General features: G+C 48.5%; 13 protein-coding genes. 8 read left to right on the top strand and 5 right to left on the bottom strand.

Annotated features, from left to right (window positions below; genetic code table 11):
- Window positions 1-201: 201 nt before the first annotated feature.
- On the bottom strand, window positions 202-1086 hold the full coding sequence (locus FHS60_RS00725; protein ID WP_183693655.1) for a DMT family transporter: 885 nt from the start codon (window positions 1084-1086) through the stop codon (window positions 202-204).
- A gap of 133 nt (window positions 1087-1219) precedes the next feature.
- Between FHS60_RS00725 and FHS60_RS00720 the strand changes: the two genes are divergently transcribed.
- Genes FHS60_RS00720 through FHS60_RS00710 form a run of 3 tightly spaced genes read left to right on the top strand, consistent with a single transcriptional unit; the run spans window position 1220 to window position 4038 of the window.
- Window positions 1220-2155: a tetratricopeptide repeat protein gene (locus FHS60_RS00720; RefSeq protein ID WP_183693652.1), complete on the top strand. Its 936-nt coding sequence runs from the start codon at window positions 1220-1222 to the stop codon at window positions 2153-2155.
- A gap of 34 nt (window positions 2156-2189) precedes the next feature.
- A complete protein-coding gene (locus FHS60_RS00715; protein WP_183693649.1) occupies window positions 2190-3596 on the top strand; it encodes a glycoside hydrolase family 10-like protein in 1407 nt (468 codons plus the stop codon).
- A 7-nt stretch (window positions 3597-3603) separates the two neighbouring features.
- The gene (locus FHS60_RS00710; protein WP_183693645.1) at window positions 3604-4038 is read left to right on the top strand and encodes a hypothetical protein; all 435 of its coding nucleotides are present in this window, start codon (window positions 3604-3606) and stop codon (window positions 4036-4038) included.
- A gap of 99 nt (window positions 4039-4137) precedes the next feature.
- Here FHS60_RS00710 and FHS60_RS00705 read toward each other — a convergent pair whose 3' ends face one another.
- The 3 genes from FHS60_RS00705 to FHS60_RS00695 form a co-directional block, all read right to left on the bottom strand.
- Entirely contained in the window at window positions 4138-4593 is a 456-nt protein-coding gene (locus tag FHS60_RS00705; RefSeq protein ID WP_183693642.1) for a biotin/lipoyl-containing protein, read from the bottom strand.
- A 29-nt stretch (window positions 4594-4622) separates the two neighbouring features.
- Window positions 4623-4940 (bottom strand): hypothetical protein, encoded by a 318-nt coding sequence (locus tag FHS60_RS00700; protein WP_009347264.1) that lies wholly within the window; start codon window positions 4938-4940, stop codon window positions 4623-4625.
- Between the two features lie 91 nt (window positions 4941-5031).
- Window positions 5032-6585 carry an acyl-CoA carboxylase subunit beta gene (locus FHS60_RS00695; protein WP_183693637.1) on the bottom strand — a complete coding sequence of 518 codons (1554 nt, stop codon included), beginning with the start codon at window positions 6583-6585 and terminating at the stop codon, window positions 5032-5034.
- A 676-nt stretch (window positions 6586-7261) separates the two neighbouring features.
- Here FHS60_RS00695 and FHS60_RS00690 point away from each other — a divergent pair.
- The 5 genes from FHS60_RS00690 (at window position 7262) to FHS60_RS00670 (ending at window position 11128) form a co-directional block, all read left to right on the top strand.
- The gene (locus FHS60_RS00690) at window positions 7262-8647 is read left to right on the top strand and encodes an MATE family efflux transporter (protein ID WP_244957383.1); all 1386 of its coding nucleotides are present in this window, start codon (window positions 7262-7264) and stop codon (window positions 8645-8647) included.
- A 70-nt stretch (window positions 8648-8717) separates the two neighbouring features.
- Window positions 8718-9335 carry a cytidylate kinase-like family protein gene (locus FHS60_RS00685; RefSeq protein ID WP_183693630.1) on the top strand — a complete coding sequence of 206 codons (618 nt, stop codon included), beginning with the start codon at window positions 8718-8720 and terminating at the stop codon, window positions 9333-9335.
- Window positions 9332-9838: a metallophosphoesterase family protein gene (locus tag FHS60_RS00680; RefSeq protein ID WP_183693628.1), complete on the top strand. Its 507-nt coding sequence runs from the start codon at window positions 9332-9334 to the stop codon at window positions 9836-9838. The genes FHS60_RS00685 and FHS60_RS00680 overlap by 4 nt, the downstream gene beginning before the upstream one ends.
- Before the next feature lie 23 nt (window positions 9839-9861).
- Window positions 9862-10764, top strand: coding sequence for a DUF1266 domain-containing protein (locus FHS60_RS00675; protein WP_183693625.1), 903 nt, complete (start codon window positions 9862-9864; stop codon window positions 10762-10764).
- 25 nt (window positions 10765-10789) lie between these two features.
- A complete protein-coding gene (locus tag FHS60_RS00670; RefSeq protein WP_183693622.1) occupies window positions 10790-11128 on the top strand; it encodes a hypothetical protein in 339 nt (112 codons plus the stop codon).
- 932 nt (window positions 11129-12060) lie between these two features.
- On the opposite strand, the gene menA is transcribed toward FHS60_RS00670, so the two are convergent.
- On the bottom strand, window positions 12061-12996 hold the full coding sequence (gene menA, locus FHS60_RS00665) for a 1,4-dihydroxy-2-naphthoate octaprenyltransferase (RefSeq protein ID WP_183693619.1): 936 nt from the start codon (window positions 12994-12996) through the stop codon (window positions 12061-12063).
- Between the last annotated feature and the right edge of the window lie 19 nt (window positions 12997-13015).

Below are 13015 nucleotides of genomic sequence, written 5' to 3'. Positions count from 1 at the left end.
CCTTTTCTTTTTAATGGGATTTGAAGAGGTAACAGATGTTGGAATAAAGACCCGTGATGTGAGTTGTATCAACATGATTCTTGTAGGGAATATAATAGTAGAGATAAGTAATCATGAAAGTCTCATTGAAAAGGAAGGGTTCTATTATCAACTAGTTGCATCTCAAACCGGAAAGTTGAAGGAAGATTAATCTCTGCTCTTTTACGCCTCTTTCTTCTTCATAGCGCGCTGCGTTTGGAGGAGCACGCTAAGCACCACAAGGCCTATGCCCAAATAGAACGAAAAGTTCAGTTCGCGCCCTTCACCAAAGAAGATGAACGCCATGCAAATGGTGTAGATGGGTTCGAGGTTGTAGCTCAGTTCCACCGTAAAAGCGGGAAGCGTTTTGAGGGCGGCAATCTGCAAGAAATAAAGGGCAACGGTGCAGAACAAGGAGAGGCCGAAAATCCACATAAGATCCACCGTTTGCGGAAGCACGAAGAGCGTGGGCACATCCGTAAATGCCGCGAGATAGAGCGGAACAAGCAACGTGAGCACTACGAAACCGCCCATCATCTGATAAGCCAACGCATCACGCGAACGCACTTCTTGAGAGTATTTCTTGAGAAAAATAGCGGCCACTGCTGCCGTGAAAGCGGCCACACTACCTATGGCGATGCCCAAGCGGTAGCGGCTGTCAAGCGAGAAGATGCAAAGGAGACCGGCAACCGTGATGAGAGAATAGACAAGCTCACGAGGAGAGAATTTCTTATGGAAAACGAGCGGCTCGACAATGGCGGTGAAGAAGCCCACAAGGGCGTAGCACACCACACCAATGGAAACATTGGCATACTGAATACTGGCGTAGAACAGCACCCAGTGGATGCCCAACAAACCACCGCAAGCAGCCAACTGAAAAGCGCGCTTGAGAGGGATGCGCGGAAAACCGATGAACACGACCAAGATGAGTGTGGTTAGCATCATTCGCCACCACGACAACTGGGCAGCATCGAGCGACACCAACCTACCGAACAATCCAGTGAAACCTGCCAGCAGGACAGACATATGCAATTGCAAGAAAGCTTTTCCTTTCTCCGATAGCATCATAAGGGGCTATTTGTTAAGCGTTATATAATTTTTTCGGAGCAAAAGTAATAAAAAAATCTAAAGACTACACACGAGCTGCTGCGTGGGCAGTTCGCTTTTCGCATTGTCCTATTTTATCTCTATCTTTGTCCGTATGAAACGATTAGTAGTGTTGCTCTTTCTGCTCGGCAGCATCATCCCGATGACGGGCCAAACCATAGTGGAACTCCGAAAAGGAGCTACCACCGTGCGTTCCAAAAACCTTCACGACTACGATGTGCAGACAAAGGACGCGCGCCAAGAACGTGAGGATTCGCTCAAGTATGCCGACAATCTGAAGTGGGCATACAATTATCTGCATTCCGATTCGCTCAATGCAGCCGAACATCTCTTCCGCGAATGCTTGCGGCTTCGTCCGAAAGCACCAGGCAACAATATTTTGCGGCGCAGTTTGGGACAGATTGCACTTGCGCAAGGACGCTATCGCGAAGCCATAGAGACTTTCACCGAGGTGCTTCGCCTCAATCCGTCGGATCATGGGGCACGCATGGACAGGGCTACAACTTATCTGCAAGATAACAACCCGCAGGCGTGCATCACCGACTGCGATTTACTGATGCCAGCAGCACAGACCGACTCGCTGCAGGAGCGGCTCTACTTCTTGCGCGGAGCGGCTCATCTGCAAAACCGACAGTACAGCAATGCGCGCAACGATTTGGAAAAGGTGCTTTCGTTCAATCCTTCCAATACGAATGCGCCCATTCTTCTGGCTATGGCGCTCGAAAAGGAAGGGCGGCCGAAAGAGGCGCTCCAACGCATCAGCATCTATATCAATGCGCATCCCCAGGACCTCAACGCGCTGCTCTATCGCATCCATCTGGAGGAGGAACAGCAAAACGTTCCTGCGCTCCGCAACGACTACGACCAAGCGCTGCGCCTTGCGCCCGACAATCGCGAGCTCTATGTGGGGCGAGCTGGCGTACTGATTCTGCAAAAGGATTTTGGTGCGGCACGGAGCGACCTTGACAAGGCGGTGAATCTCGGTATGCCGCGCGCGGCGCTCCGTGAGCTTTACAAGCAATTGCAATAACATCCGTCGGTTTGTTTCATCTTTTTCTGACTGAATGAAGAAACTTTTTCTCACACTCCTACTCTTCCCTACCGTTTTCTCTCTCCTTTCGGCTCAGTCCGTAAAGGTGGAGAAGAAGGATTACCGCGCCGTGTGGCTCACAACGCTCATGGGGCTTGACTGGCCCAAGACGCGCGCCAACAACGCTGAGGGCATCACCCGCCAGAAGCAGGAACTCATCGACATCCTCGATCGGTTGCAGCAGGCAGGTATCAACACGGTACTTTTCCAAACTCGATTGCGCGGCACAACGGCTTACCCCTCGGATATAGAGCCGTGGGACGGAGCTTTCACAGGCACGCCGGGCAAGAGTCCCAACTACGATCCGCTGCGCTTTGCTCTTGACGAGGCGCACAAACGAGGAATGGAGCTCCACGCTTGGGTTGTGGCGTTCCCTGTTAATAAAGTGGCAGATATGAAACGACTGGGCAACCGCTCGCTACCGCGCCGCCATCCGGAGCTTTGTCAGCTCAGCAACGACCAGTACCTCATGGATCCCGGCGTACCGGCGACGGGCGACTACATTGCTTCTATCTGCCAAGAGATTGCACAAAACTATGACGTTGATGGGATTCATCTCGACTACATCCGTTATCCCGAAAACGGCATCCGTTTTAATGATGCGCAGACTTATAAACGCTACGGACAGGGGCTACCGCTCAATCCTTGGCGTACGGAAAACGTGACACGCGTGGTACGTAAGATTCGCCGCGCTTTAGATAGCGTCCGACCGGGTATAGTGCTGAGTTGCTCGCCCGTAGGAAAGTACGCAGACATGGCTCGGCAGAGTTCGCGGGGCTGGAATGCGCGCGATGCGGTGCATCAGGATGCGGTGGCATGGCTCAACGAGGGAACGATGGATGTACTCTTCCCGATGATGTACTTTGATGGGGATAATTTCTACCCCTTTGTGCTCGACTGGAAAGAGCGTGCTCAGCGCGGCGCGATTGTTCCGGGATTGGGGCTATACTGCTTGTCGGCGAACGAAAAGAACTGGCCACTCGTTGCGCTGCAACGGCAAATCAATTTCTTGCGCACGCAGCGTCTCAACGGCTTTTGCCTCTTCCGCAGCAAGTTTCTGACGGACAACGTAAAGGGCGTGTTCGACTGGCTCTCCCACAGCTACGACAACGACCCACTGCAAGCCATGGGTGGCATCTTCGAAACGCTTCGCCAACAAAAGAAATCGGCAGCTCTGTCTCCTTCGACGGATTGGCAAAAAGTGCCTCGCATCAACGTGGATGCAGAAGTTTTTGTCGTGGTGGACAATATGGGACGAGAAATACGTCGCTTCCGCCCCGACTCGGTATTTAGCACAGCCGATCTCCCGCACGGCTTTTACCAACTCCGTGCGCTCGGACGAAAAAAAGCCAACCATAAAATCATGGACTTTAGAAAATAACGAAAAGATGAAACACGCGCTTTTATTACTGGTATTATTCGGAAGCCTTTCTTATTCCGCCATGACCTCCAACGAACTCCTCCACCGCGACAAACTGACGCGGCGTGACAGTGCGGCTTTAGAACTCGTTCAACTTTGGAGTTACGCTCAAGGGGCGCATGATGTGCTTCTGCAAAGTCCCTCTCCAATGTTGGTCAATAATATGGCTGTGGCCGACTCCATTTGCTTCGACCGCGCCATCCAGTTCATTCGTCACTACGGCTACCCTACTCCCACTCTTTTGGGCAAATATGCGTGCCTGGAACAAACACAAGTGCTCATCCCTATACTGCTGCGCAACCGCGATCGCCTTGCAGCTCCCGACATCCGCGAACTGTTGCAAAACGAAGCGAAGGCGCACCGCCTCAGTCGCAAAGTGCTCAACACTTTATTAGAGGAATAAGGCACTGACTTTATAGAACAAAAACGGAAGACTTTACCCGCGGGGGATAGAAGTCTTCCGTTTCTTTATAACTCAACCCGACTGACGGGCAGAAGGGACTTAGGCAATGGTCAGAAGAACTGCGCCTTCGAGCACACTATCGCCTGCCTTAACAGCAATACCGCTAACAGTACCATCTGCCTCGGCCGCAATATTATTCTCCATCTTCATGGCTTCAAGAACGAGAACATTCTCGCCCTTCTTCACCTGCTGACCAACAGAAACGTTTATTTTCGTAACAACACCTGGCAGCGGAGCTTTCACAGGCGTACCTTCGCCAGCACCTGAAGGAGCGGCTTCAGTAGTAGCCGGAGCGGCAGCGACAGGAGCTGCTGGAGCTGCGGACGGAGCTGCAGTTGTTGTTACATCGGGCAGGTTGTCCTCAGCGAGCTGCGAGTTCTGCATCTCTACATCAAAGGGGATGCCGTTGACAACCACCTTGGCCAGCTGACCTTGAATCTCGTTAATGGTCACGTCATACTGCGCACCATTGACTTTATACTTATATTGCTTCATAAATTTATGATTCGTTACGGAATGAATGGTTAGAAAACTTCGCCAGTAGGCACTGCGGCATCATCGGAATTGGATGTGCTACCCACTGCTGGGCGCAACAAACCTACAGGATTACCCCAAGAGGAGCGATTATGCTGCAACGTGATGACATCTGGCTCGTCATCGTGGACAACTTCGATGTCATTCTCCAGCAGAGCCAGTGAGATGACAGCAGCATAGGCGGGCATTTCGTTTTCTGCCACCTGCGGATATTCTCCATCAACGAGGAAATCCGTAATCGTACTGTCTTCGCCACCTACACGGATGCAAAGTTCACGACCATTGATGTTATATTTGAACGTCTTCATTTTGAAAATGTGCTAAGAGGAACATACGAAAATGTGGAAATGGGAGAATCGCACAGAAGTACAACTTCGCCCACTCTCACATTTACACATTTTATAAAGGTATATTACCGTGCTTCTTCACAGGACGCGTTTCGCGCTTGTTCTTCAGCTGCGCCAAAGCGCGAATCACGCGGAAGCGAGTGTTACGTGGCTCGATGACATCGTCAACATAACCATATTCGGCAGCCTTATAAGGATTGGTGAAAAGCGTATTGTATTCTTTCTCCTTTTCTGCCAAGAAAGCCTTGGGATCTTCCTGTGCTTTGGCTTCTTTACCATTGAGAATGGCAACCGCACCAGAACCACCCATCACGGCAATCTCTGCGCTGGGCCAAGCATAGTTGAGATCGGCCTTGAGCTGCTTACAACCCATCACGATGTGGGAACCGCCGTAGCTCTTACGCAGTGTAACCGTCACCTTGGGCACTGTGGCTTCACCGTAAGCATAGAGCAATTTTGCACCGTGGTCAATAACGGCGTTGTACTCCTGGCCTGTACCGGGCAAGAAACCTGGCACGTCAACGAGACTAACAATAGGAATATTGAAACAGTCGCAGAAGCGCACGAAACGAGCTGCCTTACGGCTGGCATTGCAATCGAGAACGCCAGCGTAAACACTGGGCTGATTAGCCACAACGCCCACACTCTGACCGTTGAAACGAGCAAAACCTACGATGATATTACGGGCAAACTGGCTATGCACCTCCAAGAACTCGCCATTGTCGACAATCGCTGAGATAACCTTATACATATCATAGGCCATATTGGGATTGTCGGGGATAAGTTCGTTGAGCGAATCCTCTTTGCGGTCAATCGGATCGGTACATTCCTTCTCAGGAGCTTTCTCCATATTGTTCTGAGGAACATATTCGAGCAATTTGCGAATCAAAGCCGCAAATTCTTCTTCGGTCTTAGCTGTGAAATGAGCCACACCGCTAACACTGCTGTGAACACGAGCACCACCCAAATCTTCCTGGCTTACATCCTCGCCCGTCACTGTCTTTACCACTTTCGGGCCAGTAAGGAACATATAGCTAACGCCCTCCAACATCACAACAAAGTCGGTCAAAGCAGGGCTATATACAGCACCACCCGCACAAGGACCGCAGATACCGGAGATTTGAGGAATCACACCGCTCGCTTCGATATTGCGTTGGAAAATCTCGCCAAAGCCCGCCAGTGCGTTAATACCTTCCTGGATACGCGCACCGCCTGAATCGTTCAAACCGATGCAGGGGCAACCTTGCTTCATGGCCAGATCCATCACTTTGCATATCTTTTCTGCCATTGTGATTGATAGCGAACCGCCATTCACGGTGAAGTCTTGAGCAAAGACATAAACAAGGCGACCATTGATAGTACCCGAACCAGCCACTACACCGTCGCCCAAGAATTTCTTCTTCTCCATTCCGAAATCGGAACAGCGATGGAGTTTGAACATATCCAATTCTTCAAAAGAACCCTTATCGAGGAGCATATCGATACGTTCACGAGCCGTAGCCTTACCTTTGGCGTGCTGCTTGTCAATAGCAATCTCGCCTCCGCCCATGCGGGCTTTCTGACGCAGTTCGACGAGCTGCTTAATTTTTTTCATTTGTTCACTCATAGAGCTTTATTTTATGTTTTAGCTTACACCTTTATTATATATCTGTGCAAAAATACGATAAAGCCCGCAAAGCACAAAGAAACGCGCTTTTTTTTAGACTTTGACGATTCAGAGCATTGAGTTATCCAACATTTTTCAGCCATCTGTCGCCTCTTTTTCTTATTAGCGACTAATAATGAAGGCTGCGGGCAAAAATAAGAAAAGAGAAAGCATACAATTCTCTTTAGAAAGGGGCTAACACATCTATAATTGTAAACACAATTCTTATTTTAATACGACGAGAATGGCTTGAAATTAAAATTGAAATAGAGAGGTTATCGTATTTGTCCTACTGGTTTGACCTGCCCAATAAGGATGTCGAAAAATACAATAAGGATATTTTCAAACGCAATAAGGATGCCAGCTGACAGCCTTATTGTATTTTCAAACAGGATAAGGGAAAGTAGAGCCTTTCCTCAGTAAAAAAAACACTTTTTAGACTTATCAACCTACTCCCAAAGGCAATTTTTCACTAAATCTATAAAAGCTCACGTTCGCTCAAAGACATTTTTCAGCTAAAACAATAAAATCTCGCGCTAGATGAAGAAAACAGATTGTCAAATAATTCGGCAGTAAAACAAAACTCAACACCTTTTGCACAAAAAGTCGTAACTTTGCCGCAGAAAAGACTATGCTTATGACAGGAGAGAAGCAGAAACAATTCAACGCCTTGGGCGAACAGCCTGTAGGGAAACTTTTGATGCAATATGCCATACCGGCCATCGTTGCCATGGCGGCATCGTCCATTTACAATATCATCGATGGTATTTTCATTGGACAAGGTGTCGGCCCTGAGGCCATTATGGGATTGGCGCTAACAGGGCCTGTTATGCTGCTTACGGCTGCTTTTGGAGCTATGGTAGGCGTGGGTGGTTCGACGCTGATGTCTATTCGCCTGGGGCAGAAAGACTACAAAACGGCACAGGACATTCTGGGAAATGTGCTCTTCATGAACCTCACCATGGGGCTTTCGCTGGGATTTATCTTGCAGGTGTTCCTCACTCCCATCTTGCGCTTTTTCGGAGCGAGCGATGTGACGATTGGGCCCGCTCACGATTTTATGACTGTTATACTTGCAGGCAATGTTGTGACTCACATGTATTTGGGACTGAACGCTCTGCTTCGTTCCACCAACCGCCCGCAGAAAGCCATGATGGCAACTATCGGTACGGTGGTGTGTAACTGTTTACTTGCACCACTCTTCATTTTCGTGTTTCATTGGGGCATTCGTGGCGCAGCACTCGCCACAGTGTGCTCGCAGCTCATCATGCTGATGTGGCAGTTCCATCTCTTCGCTGACAAATCAAACCTCGTACATCTGGAACCAAAACTCCCCAACATTCGCTGGAACATTATCAAGAAATCACTTATCACGGGTCTACCGCAATTTTTGATAAATCTCTGCGCCTGCCTTGTGGCAATTCTCATCACCCGCAGCCTGACGCAATACGGTAACGAAACCAGCATTGGAGGCGATATAGCCGTAGGTGGATATGGCATTTCCAATCGCCTTGTACTTTTCATCGTCATGATTGTCATCGGCCTGAACCAAGGAATGCAGCCCATTGCAGGTTACAATTATGGTGCACAAAAATACGACCGTTTATTGGAAGTCCTCAAAAAGGCTATTATATTTGCAACATGTATCACCACAACGGGATGTTTGGCGTGCTTCATCTTTGCAACGCCATTGGCCACTCTCTTCGCAAAGGATTCGCCCGCCCTGATTCAGCAAGCAGCCCACACGCTGCGCATCATGGTGGCCACATTCCCGCTCGTCGGCATTCAGATTATGTCGGTGGCATTCTTCCAGAGTATCGGCTTCTCGGGAAAGAGCATATTCTTCGCTCTCACGCGCCAGCTCATCTTCCTCCTCCCGATGATTCTGATTTTGCCCCACATCTTCAGCAATCCCGTTAATGGTGTTATCTTCTCTCTCCCTGCTGCTGATATTTTGGCGTTCTTAATTGCCATCACGCTACAGGCGCAACAAGTGAGAAAACTCAAAAGACTGGTAAAATAAAAGAGCAAGAGAAGAAAGCAACGTTTCAGAAACTTCGCTACTCGGCTCGCTCAACTTATAACTAAAATTTATGGAACCATTTATCATCACTATCGGACGGCAACTTGGAGCTGGCGGCCGCGCCATCGGACATTTTCTGGCGAAAGAGTTCGACATGGACTACTATGATAAAGAAATCCTTGCCGTAGCGGCAAAAGAGAGTGGCTACTGCGAAGAAATCTTTGAGAAAAACGATGAAAAGAAAGGTTTCTTCGGTAATGCCTTCCGCTCCGTCATTCCTATGATTGGAACGGGCGAATACTACAACAATTCTATCTCAGAAGAGGCGCTCTTCCGCCTTCAGAGCGAAGCCATTCTTAAAGCTGCCAGCACGCGCAGTTGTGTTTTCATTGGCCGCGCTGCCGACTATATTCTGCGCGATAATCCGCGCTGCATCAACATCTTTCTCACGGCCAACTATGAAGACCGCATATCGCGCGTGATGGAACGCCACAACGTGGAGCGCAAAGCAGCTCGTCGCTTGCTCGAAAAGGGAGAAAGCGAACGTGCCGAGTTCTATAATTTCTATAGTTCGCGCACATGGGGCGAAGCCGACACATACCACCTTTGTCTCAACACCAGCGTTGTAGGTATTGAAAAAAGCGGCGAAATCATCAAGGAGTTCGTGAAAGCAAAGTTTGGGCTATGAAACGCATCGGTCTGCTTTCCGACACTCATTCTTATTGGGACGAACGCTACGAGAAGTATTTCGCCGATGTTGATGAAGTCTGGCACGCGGGCGATATTGGTTCTACAGAACTTGCCGAACGCTTTCAAGCCTTCAAGCCTTTCCGCGCCGTTTGTGGAAACTGCGACGGTGGCGACCTCAGACGCATGTTCCCCGACCTCTTGCGGTTCAAATGCGAAGCTGCCGATATCATGATAAAACACATCGGCGGCTACCCAGGCAACTACGATCGCTCCATCGTTGGGAGAATGTACACCAGTCCGCCCGACCTCTTCATCTCTGGACATAGCCACATTCTCAAAATCCTCTACGACAAAACGCTCCGCTGCCTACATATCAATCCCGGTGCAGCAGGCTTGCAAGGATGGCAAAAGGTGCGCACACTTGTCCGCTTCACCGTCGACGGAAAAGAATTTAAGGACTTAGAAGTGATTGAGTTGGGCGAAAAAAGAAAAGATAAATAGGTATAACTACAACCATAATAATTATGATTAAGAAAACGACATTTGCACTCTCGGTTATGCTCTTCATGGTAGCACAGAGTGCAGTAGCCGAAAACTATCCTACAAGTGAGGAGATGGAAGCTAGTAACAACAAACTAACGATGATAATGCTCATCTGGGTAGGCTTAGCATTCCTTGGATATTTCATCTACAGAACATTACCCATCATCAAAGCGCTCTTCGGAGTCATACGAGGCGGTTTCCGCATGGATAAAAAAACCACATTGAGCGAAGAGCAACAACGAAAAATCCTTTTAAGCGGAGTCTATTCAAAGCAAAAAGGCACTTACATGAATTCTCTCAAAACAGGTGGTAACTCTTGGAGTGATCGCGACTTACTCTCCACTGCTTACGGCATCTTTGATGGAGAATCGGCCAAAGCAAAACTCGACTATTTCAAGTTGGCAGGCTCGCGTCGCTTCTTCCCTTTTGTTGTCGAATCTTTGAAATTGAAAGACAAACAAGCCATTCAGCAATATCTCATTCAAAATTTAGAAAATGAAGAAGATGCCATCGACTGCTGGGAGCAGGTGCAAAACGCTTTTGAAGCTATGCCATCAATGATCAAAGAAGGCATCATCAAGGACGAAGCCGACTTTGCCCGCATCGGTCCCGACGCTTGGGATTCTGGTCGTTTGGTTTTTGTGGCTCGTTTGTGTCTCGAACAGAAATACATTACTGAAGCAGATGTTTGGCACTATGTTGATGCTGCCGATGACATTGCCCATCAGTCGCTCACATCCTGGGAAGACTACGGAAAAAGCTATATCATAGGCCGCTGTCTCTGGTGCGGCACAGCCAACTACTTTGCAGTGATGGCAGGTCACGCCAAAGAAATGTTCACAGACCCCAAGAGCCCCTGGCAACAAATTCCGTTCGCGGAATAACATTTTAATAATTAAAAATAGCTTTATGAAAAAGTACTTATTCTTACTCTTGGCAATGCTGCCAATGCTTTTTGTTTCTTGCTCATCCGATGATGACGAAACTGCATCTCTAAAAGGAACCACATGGGTATGTCCCGATGAAGGCGAAGGTGTTAGAACCTTAGTTTTTAATAAAACAGAATTCTTATACACTCTACAGAGCAAAGAAGAAACAGAATCTGTCAAAGGAACTTACACATACAATCCGCCCCTCATCACTCTTACATCAAAAGACCCAAAGACAAACAAGGAAGAGACGATGACGGGATCAATAAAGAATGACAAATTGTCGATTGGAGAAATTGTCTATACCAAGCAAAAGTAGAAAACAATAGTTTGAAATAAAAACCGTGCAAACCAAGTAATTCTTGATTACTCCAAGCACAAACAAATATTAGGCCGTAAGAAAAGAGAATCTTACGGCCTATATTGTTAGTAGGTGCGGAGACGTAGCCTCTACTCATCATCTGCACTTCAGCAACTCCACCTTCAAACAGATATCACCAACACTCAAACCAAGACAACCGAATCTCCACTCAATAAAGCGTTATAAATGAAGCTTTATTCAAACTATTCAAAGGGTTGAAGAATTTTTTGCGTAATAAAAAATAAAAATCAGAGGGAGATAGCGATAGTTCAGAAGCGATGGTAAAACATTCCGCAAAAGAGGGGCATATAAGCTATATGGATAACCCCAAAATATCCTTATTGCGTTGGGAAATACAATAAGGATGTCAGCTGACAGAATAAGGATGCCAGCTGGCGCGCTTATTGTGGCGAAGACAACAATAAGAAGGGTCGGAAGTACACGCGCTCACACTCCTCCTGAGAGTTTGTATTTCTGTTGTCACGTCGTCACGTTGTCACATTTTGAGTATAACCATTTGAAAATCTATCTATTATGCGCGTGACAGCAGTGTGACAACAAAAATTCATTGTCACACTGTTGTCACGCACTTAAGCACTTATATATCAACACCTTTCCTCCTGTGTGACAACGTGACAACAAAAAACAGAGTTTTTCTTGGGAGGAGGAGAAGAAAAAGCTTGTTACGCACCCACTGTCCCCGGCGGGGACACACCATGCGTAACCGCGGGTGATGCCCGAAGGGTGAACCCGTGGAGGTGAAGCTCTCCCATCCTCCGACACCGGCGGTGTCACACAGCATCCACCTCTAATCGTAAGGTTTTCTCCCTCTACGCTTGCAGTGCGACGCATCCTGCGTCGGACAGATGAGATGTGCCCAGAAAGGCGACTCACAGAATGCAGAAGACGAGAGAAAGGACAGCGAGGCAAGCAAAGAAAAGCATATTGCGAGAAGTCTTGCCAAGGATTTTGTTCAATTCGCGCCCACGATTGATACGCACCATCTCGCGCCAAGTAAGAAAATGCGGGAGTAGGTAAAGCATTGCGAGCGGGGCATATAGGCGACCATAGAAAGCAAGGGCGGAAAAGCACAACACACCGAAGACACCTTGCAACAAATAGAACCCACTGCCAAAACACCCACCAAGTACGGCTATCAAGGTGCGCTTGCCACAGGCGCGGTCCGTATCGCGGTCACGATAATTATTGAGCACGAGAAGCGTATCGGTAATCAGTCCCACCGCAGCACTGAGCCACCACACTTCGGGAATGAGCCTTCCTGTCAGCAAGAAATAAGTACCCGTTACGGGGACAAAGCCAAAAAAGACATAGACGAGGACATCGCCCAGTCCGCAGTAGCTCAGCAGCGTGGTATAAAGGAAAGCAAACACTAAACAAGCCAAGCCCACGAGCAGGAAATAGACCGTAACCAGCGAGAGATTGTCCGCCACAAAGGCCGAGGGACTTGTGATGAGCGAGGCGTAGAAAGTGGCCAAGCCCACAATAGTTGCGAGCACCAACATGAGAGCTATTCCGCGCTTCATCGAAGACGGACTTATCCAGCCCTGCGCGCAAGCGCGTTCAGGACCAAGGCGTTCTTCGCCATCCGTCCCCTTCAAGAAATCAAAAAGGTCATTGATAAAATTAGCTGCTATTTGCATCAACGCGGCAAAGAGCATACAGCCCAACGCGGCCAGAAGACGGAACGAGCCAGAGGCAAAAGCCAAAGCGGAGGAGGTGACAACGGGGATGAGCGCTGCCGAGAGCGTCTTTGGGCGCGCGGCCAATAGCCAAGCGCGAGCACTGTTCTTTCTAACTTGTTCCATAAGGGCAAAAATACTGAAT

This window comes from Alloprevotella rava, assembly GCF_014195585.1.
GTDB classification, from domain to species: domain Bacteria; phylum Bacteroidota; class Bacteroidia; order Bacteroidales; family Bacteroidaceae; genus Alloprevotella; species Alloprevotella rava.
Note: the sequence above shows the minus strand (reverse complement) of the source record. Positions and strands in the feature narration are given on the sequence as shown.

Bases quoted from the DNA above. Each gene is read 5' to 3' on its own strand.
- FHS60_RS00720 (WP_183693652.1), top strand. From the start codon at position 1,220: ATGAAACGATTAGTAGTGTTGCTCTTTCTGCTCGGCAGCATCATCCCG.
- FHS60_RS00710 (WP_183693645.1), top strand. From the start codon at position 3,604: ATGAAACACGCGCTTTTATTACTGGTATTATTCGGAAGCCTTTCTTAT.
- FHS60_RS00695 (WP_183693637.1), bottom strand. From the start codon at position 6,585: ATGAGTGAACAAATGAAAAAAATTAAGCAGCTCGTCGAACTGCGTCAG.
- FHS60_RS00675 (WP_183693625.1), top strand. From the start codon at position 9,862: ATGATTAAGAAAACGACATTTGCACTCTCGGTTATGCTCTTCATGGTA.
- FHS60_RS00705 (WP_183693642.1), bottom strand. From the start codon at position 4,593: ATGAAGCAATATAAGTATAAAGTCAATGGTGCGCAGTATGACGTGACC.
- FHS60_RS00725 (WP_183693655.1), bottom strand. From the start codon at position 1,086: ATGATGCTATCGGAGAAAGGAAAAGCTTTCTTGCAATTGCATATGTCT.
- FHS60_RS00680 (WP_183693628.1), top strand. From the start codon at position 9,332: ATGAAACGCATCGGTCTGCTTTCCGACACTCATTCTTATTGGGACGAA.
- FHS60_RS00685 (WP_183693630.1), top strand. From the start codon at position 8,718: ATGGAACCATTTATCATCACTATCGGACGGCAACTTGGAGCTGGCGGC.
- FHS60_RS00715 (WP_183693649.1), top strand. From the start codon at position 2,190: ATGAAGAAACTTTTTCTCACACTCCTACTCTTCCCTACCGTTTTCTCT.
- FHS60_RS00690 (WP_244957383.1), top strand. From the start codon at position 7,262: ATGACAGGAGAGAAGCAGAAACAATTCAACGCCTTGGGCGAACAGCCT.
- FHS60_RS00670 (WP_183693622.1), top strand. From the start codon at position 10,790: ATGAAAAAGTACTTATTCTTACTCTTGGCAATGCTGCCAATGCTTTTT.
- FHS60_RS00700 (WP_009347264.1), bottom strand. From the start codon at position 4,940: ATGAAGACGTTCAAATATAACATCAATGGTCGTGAACTTTGCATCCGT.
- menA (WP_183693619.1), bottom strand. From the start codon at position 12,996: ATGGAACAAGTTAGAAAGAACAGTGCTCGCGCTTGGCTATTGGCCGCG.